Raw genomic sequence first — 14,503 nt, 5'->3', positions numbered from 1 at the left:
CATCTCGCGACGAACGCCGTAGAGAACAGGGCCGGAAGGCCCTTTCCTCGGGACCATCGACCCCTGTTTCGAGCCGACGCGCCGGCGCAGAGTGATGGATGAAGCGGAGGTCTGAGATGCCCTACCCCATCGTGGATACCGAAGTCGTCAAGCGCGCGGTCCAACTCGCCTGCCGCGCCCCGTCACTGCACAACAGCCAGCCGTGGCGGTGGGTGGTCGACGGGCCGGTGGTCCAGCTTTTCGTCGATCCGGCCAGGGCGCCGGCGCACACCGACCGAACGGGCAAGGAAACGCTGATCGGGTGCGGTGCGGTTCTGGACCACTTCCGGGTGGCGATGGCGGCGCTCGGGTGGACGGCCAACATCGACCGGTTTCCGAACCCCAACAACCGTCATCATCTCGCGTCGATCGATTTCAGTCCCACCGAGTTCGTCACCGAGGGGCATCGGCGTCGCGCCGATGCGATCTCGGTGCGGCGCACCGACCGGCTGCCCTTCGCGGCGCCGTCCGACTGGGAATCCGTCGAGGGCGCCATGCGCGGCTCGAGCACGGACGACGCCGTTCGTCTCGATGTCGTTCCCGACAAGCTACGGCCGGCGTTGGCCCAGGCGTCACGGCTCGCGGAGTCACTTCGCCTCTACGACTCCCAGTACCACGCCGAGATCTGGCAGCAGGCAACGGATTCACCGGCAGCTACCGGTATTCCGCGCAGTGCGCTGGTGACCGCGGCCGAAGGCGACCGCGTCGGCATCGGGCGCCGGTTCCCGGCGACCAGCAACCCCGAACGGCGCGAGGAGATCGGCGAGGATCAATCCAAGATCGTCGTGTTGTCGACCTACGACGACACCCAGGACAGCATGCTGCGCTGCGGCGAGACGCTCTCGGCGGTTCTGCTCGACGCCACCATGGCGGGGCTGGCCACGTGCACGCTCACCCACATCACCGAGCTGGCCGAAAGTCGCCAACTCCTGTCCGCGCTCATCGGACCGGACGTCACGCCGCAGGCGATCGTCCGGGTCGGAGAAGTGCCGAGCACCGAAGACCTCGGGCCCCTGACGCCGCGGCGGCCGATCGACGAGGTTTTCCAGGTCAGCCGAAATCCGACAGGGGAGCAACGCGGCTAGGAGGTCTTAGATGTTCAAGGTCTTCTTGGTTGACGACCATGAGCTCGTTCGCCGTGGGTTGACCGGCCTACTCGATGCCGACGAGGAACTCGAAGTCATCGGCGAGGCCGGTTCGGTGGCAGAGGCACTGGCGCGGATACCGGCGCTGCAACCCGATGTCGCGGTCCTCGACGTGAGCCTGCCCGACGGTAACGGCATCGAGTTGTGCCGAAAGCTGTTGTGCCGCATGCCTGAGCTGCGTTGCCTGATGCTCACCTCGTTCACCTCCGATGAGGCGATGCTGGACGCGATACTGGCCGGCGCCAGCGGATATGTCGTCAAAGACATCAAGGGTATGGAGCTCGCCCAGGCGGTCAAGGACGTCGGTACGGGCCGGTCGTTGCTCGACAACCGGGCCGCCGCGGCGCTGATGGCCAAGCTGCGCGGTGCCGCGGAGAAACCGGACCCGTTGGCGGCGCTCAGCGAGCAGGAACGCGTCCTGCTCAACCTACTCGGCGAGGGGTTGACCAACAAACAGATCGGCGAGCGGATGTTCCTCTCGGAGCGGACCGTAAAGAATTACGTGTCCCGGCTGCTGACGAAGCTCGGCATGGAGCGGCGCACCCAGGCTGCGGTGTTCGCGTCGAAGCTGGGCCGTCCCGCCCACAGGGCCTTCGAGCAGTAGCGGCCGCCGCGCGTCACTGGTGCGGGCGGCAGACCATCACCGGAATCGTCGCGTGCTGCAGCAGGTTCAGCGCGGTCGACCCGAGGATCGCGCTGGCGAGGACGTTCTTCCCGTAGCTTCCGACCACGAGCAGCTGCGCACCGTCGGCTTTGCTTCGATCCATCAGTGCGACAGCGGGTTTGGACCGCTCGACGTAGCACGATGCGGAAACGCGGGGAAAGCGCTGGTTGTACCGGTCGACATCGTCGGTCACCTGCGCCCACTCCGCGGTCTCGAGCGCATCCCAGTCGACCAAGAAGGGCATCCTGGCGGCGACGGCGGGCAGCGGAACCGACCACGAGCGGACGGCCTGCAACTTCGAGTTGAACCGTTCCGCGAACTCGAATGCGGTCTCCAAGGCGGCGATAGAAGACGGCGTTCCGTCCACCCCGACGACGACCGGCTGGTCCGTCGGCACGACATTCGGCCCTCGCCATGCCACGACGGGGCACGTGGCACGGGTGGTGACGGCCAGCGTCGTGGAGCCCAGTAACAGCGCACCGGCAGCGCTGACTTCCTGGTTGCCCACGACGACCATGCGTGCGGTCTTCGACAGTTGCACCAGCACGTCGGCGACCGGGCTATCCGTGGACAGCGTTGTCACTTCGAGTTCCGGGTGCTGCGAGCGCACGGCTTGCTCGGCGCCGCTCAGTATCGTCTCGGCACTATCGCGCTGATACGACATGACGGCCGCGCGCATCGCCGCAACGGTGTCCGTCACGTTGTGCCCGATGGTCGGCAGCGCGTGCACGATGTGCAGCGAGGTTTCGAAGCGCGCGGCGACGGCGGCGGCCCAGCGCGCCGCGCTGAGCGCACCATCGCTGCCGTCCACGCCGACGACAATCGCACCTGATCGCATCGTCACTCCCGTCCTCGCCCATCCGGTCGCCTATCCCGACAATCTGATCATGGCTGACGGCGCCGGGGTGAGCGCAGAGCCGAAAGTCCTATCCTTTCGGGCCGATCGCCCCAGGCCGGGCATGGCTACTGCCGGGCGACGATGACCGGCATGCGCGCCGCATGCGCGACCGCCGAACTGACCGAGCCCAGTAGGAGCCCGGTGAATCCACCGAGACCGCGGCTGCCCACCACGAGCAGCTGGGCGCGCTCGGATTCCTCGAGCAGCCGGCGAGCCGGGTTGTCGGGGCCGACGACGCGCTCGACGGCGACATCGGGAAAGCGTTCACTCCAGCCGGCGAGGCGTTGGGCGAGTTCCTGCTCGGCCTGCGCCGACGCACCGTCCTCCCGCACGCCAAGCCCCAGATCGGCATTGCCCGTCCAGGTGTGGATCGCGACCAGCCCCACGCCGCGGCGGTCCGCCTCTTGGAACGCGATCGCCGTGGCGAGCTCAGAGACCGGCGAGCCGTCGATGCCGACCGCCACCGGGGCCGTCGCGGGATGATCCATCAGTGGGTCCTCGTCGTGGATGACCGCCACCGGGCAGTGCGCATGATGCACAAGCCCAGAGCTGACGGACCCGAGTAGCAGACCTTTCACGCCTCCCAGCCCGCGGCAGCCGACGACGATCAGTTCGGCAGCTCTGGACAGATCGACGAGCTCGGGCACCTTGGCACCGGCGACGACGTGATGGGCGACCTCGATGTCGGGCGTGGCGCCGATGGCATCGCTGATCACCTTCAGCGCGTCATCGATCACGTCGCGCGCGCGGCGCTCGCGCTCGGCGGCGAACTCATCGGAGATCGGCAGGTCCACCCAGGGCCCGACCTCGTCCGCCGACAGCACGTGGACAACCGTCAGCCGCACACCACGCAACGCAGCGTCACGCGCCGCCCAGTCGGTTGCCACCCGGGAAGCGGGGGAGCCATCCACAGCGACCACGACGCCGTGCGGTCTCGAATCCGAAGTTCTTGCCGTCACATGCTCAGGCTTGTTGTCCGACATGCCGGTTCGAAGGGCCGAAAGTCATCAGTTGTCGACTATCGGCGCCGGCTCCTACCGTTGGGTGATGCGGACGAACCGCACCGGCGGAAGGAGATAGTCCGATGATCGAAGTGCTGACGGATATGCCAGAAGGTGTGACCGGCTTCCGCGTGTCCGGCCGGCCGACCGGCGACGATCTGCGCAATTTCAAGCCGACGATGGAAAAGCTGCTGGAAAACGACGAAGTGCGGATCGTCGAGGTCATCGAGCCCACGTACGAAGGTTTCGGTCCGGGCGGACTGGTCGAGGACCTGAAAATGGGCTTGGGCGCCTGGGCAAAGCATCACTCGGCCTTCAAACGCGTCGCAGTGGTGACAGACAAGGACTGGATCGCCCACACGCTGCACGCGCTGGCCTGGCTGGTTCCCGGCGAGATCGCGCTGTTCGGCCTTGACGAACTCGAGCGAGCCAAGGAGTGGGCGGCCGGCTGAAACGTCAGGCGTCTTTGCGCGTATCGATCACACGCTGGGCTACCTGCGTCAGTTTGATGTTGCTGTCCTGCGAGAGTTGTCTGAGCATCTCGAACGCCCGTACCTCGTCCACCCCGTAGCGCTCCATGATGATGCCCTTCGCCTGTCCCGATGCGATCGCGAGTGGCCATCGCCGACTTCAGCTGTTCACCGTCCCGGCTGGCCAGTATCGCGGCCGCGGCGTGTGCGGCAAGAATCGTGCCGATCATTTCGTCGTCGGCGTCGAAGGCGCGCGCTTTGAAGCCGAACATGTTGAGCGCGCCCGCGGTGCGGTCGGCGGTGTAGAGCTTGATCGATAGGCCGCTCAGTACACCGCGGTCGACCGCGGCGGCCGAGTACAGGGGCCAGCGGTCCTCGGCGCGGAAGTCGTCGGTGCGCAGAATCAGCTCGTCGAGCGCCGCCTCCACGCACGGCCCCTCACCGAACTGCATCTGGATCTCGTCGAGGGTGTGGGGCAGCTCCGAGGTACCCGCGAGCGACTCGAACTTGCCGCCGCCGCCGACCAGCAGCACCCCGACGGTGTCCGCGCCCGGGATCAGCTCCTTGGCCGTCACCGTGACGTCGTTCAGCACGTCGTCGACCGCGCGCGGCGGGGCGGCGGCCCGCGCCAACTCGGCCATCCGCTCAGCCAGCTCGTGCGTTCGCGGCTGCGCCATGGAAAACGTCTTCCCGTTGAGGCGCCGATCCACACGATTTGTTTTGGCGGTCGGGTCAATGGGCATGTCGTGGGCAAGCTCGGGTGGCGGTCGACCGTCACGCGCGCTGAGGTCTCGTCGGTTCAGACAGCAGCCGGCGGGGCCGCCCCTTAGGTGAACTCCCCTAGTCGCTCTGTTAATTGTAGTAATCTTGCGGGTGTGGGCGCATCCAGTGTCTGGCTCCTCGCCGACTATCAGAGCGATTCCGCCCGGAACCTGACCCGTGAGGGTTTCGACTTCGCACAGCTGAACCATGGAGGTCGTCGAGTCCACGCTGGCGGCGGCGAAGGTGGACGCCCGCGATGTGGACGTGGTGCACGTCGTGCGGATGCTGCTCGACGCGGCCAAGCAGATCAGCGAAACCGCAGGCGACTATCAGGTCGAGGGCGCAACGATATTTGGCACTTTGAACCTCGGCGGCAGCACCGCCACCACCGTCAGCTTCATCGTCGGGAAGGCATGACATGGGCAGCGCAAATGTGGAGATCGTCGGCAAGTTCCTCTCGACGTTGCCCGACGACGACGACCACCCCTACCGCACCGGACCATGGCGTCCCCAGAACACGGAATGGGACGCCGACGACCTCCGGCCGATGGAAGGTGAGATCCCGTCCGACCTCGACGGCGTCTATCTGCGAAACACCGAGAACCCGCTGCATCCGGCGCTGAAGTTCTACCACCCGTTCGACGGTGACGGCATGGTGCACCTCGTCGGGTTCCGCGACGGAAAAGCCTTCTACCGCAACCGCTTCGTCCGCACCGACGGACTACTCGCCGAAAATGACGCGGGCGGCCCGCTGTGGCCGGGCCTCGCCGAGCCGATCCAGCTCGCCAAGCGCGACTACGGCTGGGGCGCGCGAACATTGATGAAGGACGCCTCCAGCACCGACGTCATCGTGCATCGCGGCCTCGCGTTGACCAGCCACTACCAGTGCGGCGATCTGTACCGCGTCGACCCGTTCTCCGGTGACACCGTGGGCAAGGCAGACTGGCACGGCCGGTTCCCGGCGGCCTGGGGGGTGTCGGCGCATCCCAAGGTCGACGACCGCACCGGCGAACTACTGTTCTTCAGTTACAGCAAGCAGTACCCGTACCTGCGCTACGGCGTCGTCGACGACGCCGACAACCTCGTCCATCTGACCGACGTGCCGCTGACCGGGCCGCGGCTGCCGCACGACATGGCGTTCACCGAGAACTACGCGATTCTCAACGACTTTCCGATGTTCTGGGATGCCAAGCTGCTCGAAGCCGACATCCACATCCCGGGATTCCACCCGGACGTGCCGTCGCGGTTCGCGGTGATCCCCCGCCGCGGTGGGGCGTCCGACATCCGATGGTTCGAGGCGGAGCCGACGTTCGTCCTGCACTTCACCAACGCCTACGAGGACGGCGACGAGATCGTCCTCGACGGCTTCTTCGAGGGCGACCCGTCACCGGTGGACTCGGGTGCCGGCTCCAAGTGGCAGCGCGCCTTCCGGTTCCTGGCGCTGGACCGCCTGCAGACCCGGCTGCGCCGCTGGCGGTTCAACCTCGTCACCGGTCAGACCACCGAGCAGCAGCTGTCCGACTCCGTCACCGAGTTCGGCATGATCAACGCCGGATACGCCGGAATCCCCTACCGCTACACGTATGCCGCCACCGGCAAGCCGGGGTGGTTCCTGTTCGACGGGCTGGTCAAACACGACCTGCACACCGGGGCCGAACAGCGGTTCGCCTTCGCCGACGGGGTGTACGGCAGCGAGACGGCGATGGCCCCGCGCATCGGCAGTGCCGCCGAGGACGACGGCTATCTGGTCACGCTCACCACCGACATGAACGCCGACGCCTCCTACTGCCTGGTGTTCGACGCCGCCAGGGTCGCCGAGGGTCCCGTATGCAAACTGGCGCTGCCGGAACGGATCTCCAGCGGCACACATTCGACTTGGGCTCCCGGATCGGAGTTGCGCCGGTGGCGGGAAGTCGATTCGGCGGCCGAGGCCGTCGGCCTGTAGGCGGCCTTGCCCGAAGCCTTGACCGAACCGAACGCCGTGCCGAACGCCGTCGCCCGCATGCTCGGGTTGCTCGGCGACGAATGGACGCTGCTCGTCATGCAGCAGTCGCTACTGGGGGCCACGCGGTTCGGCGAGTTCAAGTCCCGGCTGCCGATTTCCAACTCGGTACTGACGGCGCGGCTGCGGACGCTGACGGATGCGGGACTGCTGGAACGACGCCAATACCAGGAGCGCCCAGCGCGTTTCGAATATCTGGCTACGCCGCGCGGCCGGTCGCTGTGGCCGGTGCTGCTGTCGATATGGGAGTGGGAGCGGCACTGGGTTCCCGACCACGCGGAGCCGCTGCCCACCATGCGCCATACCGCGTGCGGTGCCGAGTTCATCCCCGTCGTCGCGTGCCGTTCGTGCGGGGCGGTCGTCAGCGAGAAAGACGTTGTCCCGCAGTGGGGTCCGAGCGGGTCGTGGCAACGGTCGATGCCCTCGGCCGCGACGCGCCGCCGCTCGGAGGCCGATCAGCAAGCCGCGGCGGGCATGTTCCCCCAGACGATGAGCGTCATGGGTAACCGCTGGGGTTTCGCGCTGCTGGTCGCGGCGTTCGTCGGGGTGCGACGGTTCACCGACTTCCAGGCCCAACTCGGCGCACCGCCCGGATCGATCGCCGATCGGCTGTCGATCTTCACCGCCAACGGAGTGCTCGCCGACGCCGGCAACCGATACGAACTGACCGAGAAGGGCCGTGCGCTGTTCCCGGTTCTGATCACCGCGCTGCAGTGGGCGCAGCGCTGGTTCGCCTCTCCCGAAGGGCCCGCAGTGCTGCTGACCCACACCGTCTGCGGTCACCGCTTCACCGCGGTTCTGGCGTGTGACCAATGCGGTCGGCCGCTGAGCGGAGCGCAGGTCTCCGCGGTCGGAAATTCCTAGAAGATTGGCTAGCACTCTCGGGTAACGAGTGCTAACCTCGCAGGTACGCAGTGATTTGGCTGCCCGCCAGGGTGGCGGGCTCCGTATGACGCAGGAGGTGGATTGCTGTGCTCCGCTTTGATCCGTTCGGTGAACTAGACGCTCTGACCCGGGGCCTGCTGACTACTCAGACCGGATCGGATCGTTCCCCCCGTTTCATGCCCATGGACCTGTGCAAGGTCGACGACCACTACCTGCTGACCGCCGATCTGCCGGGCGTCGACCCCGGTTCGGTGGATGTCAACGTCGACAGCGGCACGCTGACCATCTCCGCGCACCGCACGCCGCGATCCGACGACGGCGTGCAGTGGCTGGCCAACGAGAGATTCTTCGGCACGTACCGCAGGCAGCTGTCCCTCGGCGAAGGCGTTGACGCATCGGGTATTTCGGCTGCGTACGAGAACGGCGTGCTGACCGTGACCATCCCGGTGGCCGAACGCGCCAAGCCGCGCAAGATCGATGTCGCCCATGGTGGGGGCCAGAAGACGATCGAGCCCACCACCGTCGACGCCGAGTAGCGCTGCACCTCGTCGAGACTGCGGCCAGATCGAGACCCGATCCGATTTTGCGATCTGTCCGCAGTTTCGGCGCGCCTACGCGCCCGGTAACCCCGGATATACGCGTCGGAGCGGATGTTTACCCGCGCCGACGGCCGCACGCTGGCTAGCATGACTGGAATCGACGCGGCGCCGGTGAACTGGAGCGACTTGGGCGTGAGCGAGTTGGTACCGACCGGAACGGTGACGCTGCTACTGGCGGACGTCGAGGGTTCGACGCGGCTTTGGGAGACCCAGCCCGACGAGATGACGGCGGCGTTCGCGAATCTCGATCGCGCGTTGGCCAAGGCGGTCGACGCCCACGGCGGCGTGCGCCCCATCGAACAGGGTGAGGGTGACAGCTTCGTCATCGCGTTCGGCCGTGCGAGCGACGCGGTGGCATGCGCCCTTGCTCTCCAACGGGCCGCGCTGGCGCCGATCCGATTGCGAATCGGCCTGCACACCGGCGAAGTCCAACTGCGCGACGAAGCGAACTACATCGGCCCGACCATCAACCGTACCGCGCGCATACGAGACCTGGCGCACGGCGGACAGACCGTGTTATCCGGCACCACAACGGATTTGGTGTGTGAACGGCTGCCGGCCGACGCGTGGCTGGCCGAGCTCGGCTCGCATTCCGTCCGCGATCTTCCGCGCCCCGAACGCGTGGTGCAACTCTGCCATCCGGAGATCCGTAACGAGTTCCCGCCGCTGCGCACCGCCAAGAGTCCGCGTTCCCACAATCTTCCGGCGCAATTGACCAGTTTCATCGGGCGCGAGAAGCAGCTCGATGAGGTATCTCGACTGTTACTGGAGAACCGCCTCGTCACCCTGACGGGGGCCGGCGGAGCCGGCAAGACCCGCCTCGCCGTGGAAGCCGCCGCCGCGCTGTCCGAGGCGTTCACGGACGGCGTCTGGTGGGTCGACCTGGCCGCGATCGCCGATCCGAGCGTCGTATCGATAACGGTGGCCCGCACGCTCGGCCTGCCCGACCAACCGGGACGGTCCCCGCTGGAGACCGTGCAGCGGTTCGTCGGCGACCGGGAAACCCTTCTGCTGCTGGACAACTGCGAACATCTCTTGGACGCGTGCGGCGACATGATCACGCGGTTGCTCAATGCCTGCGGACAGTTGACGATCCTCACTACCAGCCGCGAACCGATTGCGGTGTCGGGTGAAGTGACCTGGCGCGTGCCCTCGCTGTCGCTGCATGACGAGGCCGTCGCGCTGTTCACCGAACGGGCCCAACGAGCGCGGCCCACCTTCCACGCCGCCGGCGACGACATCGACCTCGTCGCGGAGATCTGCCGGCGACTCGACGGCATGCCTCTGGCGATCGAGCTGGCGGCGGCGCGAATTCGGGCGTTGTCGCTGCGCCAGATCGCCGACAGTCTCCACGACAGGTTCCGATTGCTCACCGGCGGGGCTCGAAACACCATGCGACGCCAGCAGACACTGCGGGCCTCGGTGGACTGGTCGCACGCGCTGTTGACCGACGCGGAGCAGATCCTGTTTCGCCGACTGGGCGTGTTCATGGACGGATTCGACCTCGACGCCGCGCGCGCTGTCGCGGCCACCAGTGAGGTCGAGCAGTTCCAGATCCTCGACCAGCTCAGTCTTCTCGTCGACAAGTCGCTCGTCATCGCCGACGAAGAGTCGGGCGCCATGCGCTATCGGCTGCTGGAGACGGTCCGCCAGTACGCACTCGAGAAGCTCGCCGAGACCGGCGAAGCCGATGCGGTGCGTAATCGGCATCGTGACCACTACATCGGAACGGCGATCGAACTGGAAAGCGACGAGCGACTCATCGAATGGGCCGAGCGGGAAACCGGAAACCTGCGTGCGGCACATGCGTGGAGTATCGACTCCGCAGAGTTCGAGCCGGCCCTGCAACTCGTGTCGGCGATGCAACGGCTATGGGAGAGACGCGGACGAATGGGCGAAGGTATCGCCGCGTTCGATCTTGCCTTCAACGACGAGCGCTATCGGGACGACGACGTCGCTGCGGCCGTATGGATTCAGGCGGTTGCCGACAAGTGCATCTTGGCGGCATGGATCTCCGCCCCGGCGAACCTGGAGCGGGCGAAGGAGGCGCTGTCAGCGGCGCGGGAACTGGGTGACTCGTCGTTGATCGCGTCATGCCTGGCCGCCTGCGGTGCTGCGGCCTACTACAGCCCCGATGTGGCGACTCGGTACTGGCGCGACGCAATCGATCTTGCACGGGCATCGGGGAATCTGTCGAAGGTGTGCTTCTTCCTGGGCTGTCTGGCCGTCACGATGAATATCGCCGGGCAACCCCTCGCATCCCAACTGGCGGCCCAAGAGGGCCGTGAGGTCGCCGATGCAATCGGCGATGGGTTCGTGTCGCGGTATTGCCGGGTGTGGCTCGCCGTCGCCCTCGGATGGCGCGACGGGCTAACCGGCGACGCCGTGATCCAGGGCGTCAGCGAGGCGGCCCACGCCGCCGGCGAACGCATGCTGGAGTTGTTCGCACTGACCTGTGAGAGCAACTCGTTCGCCTACCAGGGGAATGTGTCCTCATCTCAGGCGAAAGGAAAAGTCGCACGCGAAACCTCGATTGCCATGGGCGGATTCTACGAGGACGCGATGCACATCACGTCGGCGCTCACCGCGTTGGCTGCCGGCGATGCGACTGAGGCAAAGGCCGCCTGCGCGATGGCAATGGCACAGACCGTCCCTGAACGATTGCTGTACACGAGAGCACTCACTCCGATGACCCTGGCATTGTTGGCGTGTGGTGAACTCGCGGCCGCACGCCAGTGGTCTGATGACACGGTTGCCCTGACAATCGGCAACTACAAACTCAACGCTCTCGTTGCGCGCGCTCACGTCGCGATGGCACAGGGCGAAGGCGAGCAGGCCGAACGCGACAGCCACGACGCCTTGGCGCTCGCCGCCGAGACGGGCGCGTTCCTGCGCGCGCCCGAGGGACTCGAGGTACTCGCCCGTCTTGCGTGTGACGAGGGCAACCACCGCCACGCGGCGCGACTCTTCGGCGCAGCCATGGCGATCCGCGCCGCGATGGGTGTGGTCCGCTGGCCGGTGTACGCGATCGGTTACGACGACGCTCTCGCTGCCACCCGAGAAGCCCTGGGCGATGCTGACTTCGACACCGCGTGGGCGGAGGGTGCGGCGATGTCGACCGAGGAGGCCATTGCGTACGCCCGCCGTGGTCGCGGCGAGCGCAAGCGGCCCGCCAGCGGTTGGGAGTCGTTGACACCGACCGAACGGGACGTGGTCCGTCACGCCGCCGACGGGCTGGGCAACAAGGACATCGGCGAGCGAATGTTCATCTCGCCGCGCACGGTGCAGACACACCTCACCCACATCTACGCCAAGCTCGGATTGACCTCGCGTATCCAACTCGTCCAAGAATCCGCGCGTCACGGGTGGCAGTCTCGTCGAGCGTGAACCCATGGTGAAAATTCGCATGAGATTTCGCAGTGGCTTCACGTTCGGCGCTCCGCGAACCACAGCCGGCCGAGCTCACCGTCGGCGGCGGCGTCGACGATCTCCGAACATGCTCGCGGCTAATCGGTTCCAGCGTGACCCAGCTGTTTGCCGGTCAGGATGATCGGCTCGACCAATCGGCTCACGTCACTTGCGCGGTCGTCGCCCACGCGGCCGCCATCGCCCACACCGAAAGCACCACCGCGACCGCGGCCACGGCCCCGCCGAGGTAAAGCCCGTAACCCGCGGACACCGGCGAGTACACGTAAAGCCGGTAGTACCACACGACCAGCACCACCAGCAGCACCGAAATAGTCAGTGCGGCAGTGGATGCCAGCCGAGCCGAGAACCCGCGCGCCGTCATCGCGCCCGCGACGACCAGCGACGACGCCAACAGCACGATCAGCTGCCCCACCCCGAATCCGGGTGCCGGGGCGGGTAGGTCGCCGCGGATCCCGCCGATCGCGCTGACGCGGCCGCCGTTCGCGGTCAGCCACGGCAGCCATGCGCTCACCCAGACGATCGCCCCGCACAAGGCGACCAGCCATCCGGGGCGCAGGCGCGACATGCCACGAGCCTATCGGGTGGACCGCGCGGTCCCGGTCTCTACTCTGGAGTGTCCGACACCGAAAAAGGCAGGTACACCGATGGCCGAGCTTCCGGACTGGGCGCTTCGCCTCGACCTGTCTCCTCACCCCGAGGGCGGCTGGTACCGGGAGACGTGGCGCAGCGACCTGATGGTGCCACAGTCCGCGCTGCCGCCGGACTACACCGGTCCGCGCAACGCCGGGACGGCAATCCTCTTCCTGCTGATGCCGGGCCAACAATCGGCCTGGCACACCGTGCGCAGCGCCGAACTGTGGCTCTTCCACGCGGGCAGCCCACTGCTTCTCGAGGTGGGCCCCGAACAGGACGCTGCGACAAAGCATCTGCTGGGTGTCGACATCCTGACCGGCGAGCAACCGCAGTTCGTGGTTCCGCCGGGCCATTGGCAGCGGGCCCGCCCGCGCGACGAGAAGCCCAGCCTGGTCAGTTGCGTAGTAGTGCCGGGCTTCGACTTCGCCGACTTCGCGCTGGCCGCACCGACCGACTGAGCGTCCCACTCTTCGACGGCTACCTCATTGTGACCTTATATTCGCCTTATTTTCCTTAAGAATGGGTGTACGGTGGGTTCATTCGTGCGCGGCAGCTACGGAAGGAGCCCGACATGGATAACCAACCTGCCCGGATCGTCTTGGTCACCGGCGGCTCGAGGGGGCTCGGCGCGCGGGTAGCGCGGCAGCTCGGCAGCGTCGACACCCACGTCTTCGCGACCCGCGACGTCTCCGATGAAGTCGAGTCCGCGGAGGTGATCGACACCATCGCGGCGCGGTTCGGCCGGTTGGACACCTTGATTCTCAATTCGTCGGATGCGCTCGACACGGCCGCCGACCCCGGCTGCGCGATGCGGCTGAACCGCGACGCTCAACGACGGCTGGCCCTGGCGGCGCTACCGTTGATGCCGGTCGGCGGACGGATCGTCTTCGTCACCAGCCACCAGGCCCACTTCTTCCCCGACAAGGCGGTCCCCAAGGGCTATACGGCCGTCGCCGCAAGCATGCGTGCCGGCGAAACCGCCCTGCTCACAATGCGTTCGGAGTTTCGAAGTGCGGGCGTGCACATCACCGTGGTGTCCGGCGACATGACCCACATGACGTTCGCCGACGCCGTCGTCGATGCGGCCACCACCGCGAACCCGGCGAGCATCATGTTCGTCGGCGCGGCCGATCATCTTGTGACCGCCTAGCGCTCGTTCACTGCAGCGAGGACAGATTGAAGGCGGCGCCGGTGCAATCGGCGACCGCGGCCAGCCGCCCATAGGGAGTGTTCTCGGCGCCGCGAACCACGCTGCCGCCGTTGTCGAGGACCAACTGCACGGTCTTGTCCACGTCGGAGGCGCCGAGGAAGAAGCTCCAGGTCGACGGCTGCCCCTCGGACAGGAAGGCGGTGCCGTCCATCAGCCCGAGCAACGCGTCTCCGTCGAAAACCGCTGTGCTGTAGCGGAATTCGTCGGTATCGGAGACAGACTCGATCCGCCAGCCGAACACGTCGTGGTAGAACTTCAACGACTTGCAGTAGTCCCGGCCGGTCCACTGGAAGTACACCGGAGCGCCGTGCTCGTTGACGAGTTCGAAACCGCGGTGCCCGGTCGGCTGCCACAGCCCGAAGAACCCGCCAGTGGGGTCGGACAACAGCCCCATCCAGCCCTTGTCCTTGACCTCCATCGGTTCGGCCGACGCCCCGCACGTGATGGCGCCGGCGGCCATCGCCTTGTCGAGCGTGGCCTTGACGTCGGTGGTGTGGAAGTAGGTGGTCCAGCCGTCCGGGGTGTTCCACTGCGGGTCGTTGGACACCAGGCCGCCGACGGGCCTGCTGTCCTTGGCAGCGGTGACGTAGCCGCCGTACTCGGGGCCCGCCGACTCGAACGTCCAGCCGAACACCTCGCCGTAGAAGGCCTGCGAACGTTCGACGTCCGAGGACGCCAGGTCGATCCAGATCGGGGCGCCCACCGGGGCGGAATTGCGGACGGGCACGGCGGTCTCCTTCGGTCGGTGAGTGAAGTCACCGATACA

Annotated in this window: 13 protein-coding genes and 2 pseudogenes; 10 read left to right on the top strand and 5 right to left on the bottom strand. The window is 66.8% G+C overall.

Annotated elements, in window-relative coordinates:
• Positions 1 to 116: 116 nt before the first annotated feature.
• Both QGN32_RS16265 and QGN32_RS16260 read left to right on the top strand, forming a co-directional pair.
• A complete protein-coding gene (locus QGN32_RS16265; protein ID WP_326545355.1) occupies positions 117 to 1,124 on the top strand; it encodes an Acg family FMN-binding oxidoreductase in 1,008 nt (335 codons plus the stop codon).
• A gap of 10 nt (positions 1,125 to 1,134) precedes the next feature.
• Positions 1,135 to 1,788 (top strand): response regulator, encoded by a 654-nt coding sequence (locus tag QGN32_RS16260; RefSeq protein ID WP_326545354.1) that lies wholly within the window; start codon positions 1,135 to 1,137, stop codon positions 1,786 to 1,788.
• Positions 1,789 to 1,801: 13 nt separating this feature from the next.
• Here the strand turns inward: QGN32_RS16260 and QGN32_RS16255 are convergent, their stop codons facing one another.
• Together QGN32_RS16255 and QGN32_RS16250 are read right to left on the bottom strand one after the other, a co-directional pair.
• Complete coding sequence (locus QGN32_RS16255; RefSeq protein ID WP_326549108.1) at positions 1,802 to 2,686, bottom strand: universal stress protein; 885 nt, start codon at positions 2,684 to 2,686, stop codon at positions 1,802 to 1,804.
• Between the two features lie 125 nt (positions 2,687 to 2,811).
• Complete coding sequence (locus QGN32_RS16250; protein WP_326545353.1) at positions 2,812 to 3,729, bottom strand: universal stress protein; 918 nt, start codon at positions 3,727 to 3,729, stop codon at positions 2,812 to 2,814.
• A gap of 101 nt (positions 3,730 to 3,830) precedes the next feature.
• Here QGN32_RS16250 and QGN32_RS16245 point away from each other — a divergent pair, with 101 nt between their 5' ends.
• Complete coding sequence (locus QGN32_RS16245) at positions 3,831 to 4,199, top strand: SpoIIAA family protein (protein WP_326545352.1); 369 nt, start codon at positions 3,831 to 3,833, stop codon at positions 4,197 to 4,199.
• Positions 4,200 to 4,203: 4 nt separating this feature from the next.
• Here QGN32_RS16245 and QGN32_RS16240 read toward each other — a convergent pair.
• Positions 4,204 to 4,894, bottom strand: a pseudogene (locus QGN32_RS16240) (ANTAR domain-containing protein).
• A 361-nt stretch (positions 4,895 to 5,255) separates the two neighbouring features.
• Between QGN32_RS16240 and QGN32_RS16235 the strand changes: the two are divergent.
• The 5 genes and pseudogenes from QGN32_RS16235 to QGN32_RS16215 form a co-directional block, all read left to right on the top strand.
• A pseudogene (locus QGN32_RS16235) lies at positions 5,256 to 5,396 on the top strand (acetyl-CoA acetyltransferase); the annotation flags it as partial.
• 1 nt (position 5,397) lies between these two features.
• Positions 5,398 to 6,924 carry a carotenoid oxygenase family protein gene (locus tag QGN32_RS16230; RefSeq protein ID WP_326545351.1) on the top strand — a complete coding sequence of 509 codons (1,527 nt, stop codon included), beginning with the start codon at positions 5,398 to 5,400 and terminating at the stop codon, positions 6,922 to 6,924.
• A gap of 57 nt (positions 6,925 to 6,981) precedes the next feature.
• Positions 6,982 to 7,845: a winged helix-turn-helix transcriptional regulator gene (locus QGN32_RS16225; RefSeq protein WP_326549107.1), complete on the top strand. Its 864-nt coding sequence runs from the start codon at positions 6,982 to 6,984 to the stop codon at positions 7,843 to 7,845.
• 107 nt (positions 7,846 to 7,952) lie between these two features.
• Positions 7,953 to 8,402 carry an Hsp20/alpha crystallin family protein gene (locus QGN32_RS16220; protein ID WP_326545350.1) on the top strand — a complete coding sequence of 150 codons (450 nt, stop codon included), beginning with the start codon at positions 7,953 to 7,955 and terminating at the stop codon, positions 8,400 to 8,402.
• A gap of 150 nt (positions 8,403 to 8,552) precedes the next feature.
• Positions 8,553 to 11,852, top strand: coding sequence for a LuxR C-terminal-related transcriptional regulator (locus tag QGN32_RS16215; protein ID WP_326545349.1), 3,300 nt, complete (start codon positions 8,553 to 8,555; stop codon positions 11,850 to 11,852).
• Positions 11,853 to 12,033: 181 nt separating this feature from the next.
• On the opposite strand, the gene QGN32_RS16210 is transcribed toward QGN32_RS16215, so the two are convergent.
• A complete protein-coding gene (locus tag QGN32_RS16210; RefSeq protein ID WP_326545348.1) occupies positions 12,034 to 12,459 on the bottom strand; it encodes a hypothetical protein in 426 nt (141 codons plus the stop codon).
• Between the two features lie 79 nt (positions 12,460 to 12,538).
• Here QGN32_RS16210 and QGN32_RS16205 point away from each other — a divergent pair, with 79 nt between their 5' ends.
• Together QGN32_RS16205 and QGN32_RS16200 are read left to right on the top strand one after the other, a co-directional pair.
• Positions 12,539 to 12,985: a cupin domain-containing protein gene (locus QGN32_RS16205; RefSeq protein ID WP_326545347.1), complete on the top strand. Its 447-nt coding sequence runs from the start codon at positions 12,539 to 12,541 to the stop codon at positions 12,983 to 12,985.
• Between the two features lie 113 nt (positions 12,986 to 13,098).
• Positions 13,099 to 13,677, top strand: coding sequence for an SDR family oxidoreductase (locus QGN32_RS16200; protein WP_326545346.1), 579 nt, complete (start codon positions 13,099 to 13,101; stop codon positions 13,675 to 13,677).
• Positions 13,678 to 13,684: 7 nt separating this feature from the next.
• On the opposite strand, the gene QGN32_RS16195 is transcribed toward QGN32_RS16200, so the two are convergent.
• A complete protein-coding gene (locus QGN32_RS16195) occupies positions 13,685 to 14,464 on the bottom strand; it encodes a VOC family protein (protein WP_326545345.1) in 780 nt (259 codons plus the stop codon).
• Between the last annotated feature and the right edge of the window lie 39 nt (positions 14,465 to 14,503).

Source organism: Mycolicibacterium sp. ND9-15, from assembly GCF_035918395.1.
Classification (GTDB): domain Bacteria; phylum Actinomycetota; class Actinomycetes; order Mycobacteriales; family Mycobacteriaceae; genus Mycobacterium.
This window is presented reverse-complemented; position numbering and strand designations above follow the sequence as displayed.

Bases quoted from the DNA above. Each gene is read 5' to 3' on its own strand.
- QGN32_RS16265 (WP_326545355.1), top strand. From the start codon at position 117: ATGCCCTACCCCATCGTGGATACCGAAGTCGTCAAGCGCGCGGTCCAA.
- QGN32_RS16260 (WP_326545354.1), top strand. From the start codon at position 1,135: ATGTTCAAGGTCTTCTTGGTTGACGACCATGAGCTCGTTCGCCGTGGG.
- QGN32_RS16255 (WP_326549108.1), bottom strand. From the start codon at position 2,686: ATGCGATCAGGTGCGATTGTCGTCGGCGTGGACGGCAGCGATGGTGCG.
- QGN32_RS16250 (WP_326545353.1), bottom strand. From the start codon at position 3,729: ATGTCGGACAACAAGCCTGAGCATGTGACGGCAAGAACTTCGGATTCG.
- QGN32_RS16245 (WP_326545352.1), top strand. From the start codon at position 3,831: ATGATCGAAGTGCTGACGGATATGCCAGAAGGTGTGACCGGCTTCCGC.
- QGN32_RS16230 (WP_326545351.1), top strand. From the start codon at position 5,398: ATGGGCAGCGCAAATGTGGAGATCGTCGGCAAGTTCCTCTCGACGTTG.
- QGN32_RS16225 (WP_326549107.1), top strand. From the start codon at position 6,982: ATGCTCGGGTTGCTCGGCGACGAATGGACGCTGCTCGTCATGCAGCAG.
- QGN32_RS16215 (WP_326545349.1), top strand. From the start codon at position 8,553: ATGACTGGAATCGACGCGGCGCCGGTGAACTGGAGCGACTTGGGCGTG.
- QGN32_RS16210 (WP_326545348.1), bottom strand. From the start codon at position 12,459: ATGTCGCGCCTGCGCCCCGGATGGCTGGTCGCCTTGTGCGGGGCGATC.
- QGN32_RS16205 (WP_326545347.1), top strand. From the start codon at position 12,539: ATGGCCGAGCTTCCGGACTGGGCGCTTCGCCTCGACCTGTCTCCTCAC.
- QGN32_RS16200 (WP_326545346.1), top strand. From the start codon at position 13,099: ATGGATAACCAACCTGCCCGGATCGTCTTGGTCACCGGCGGCTCGAGG.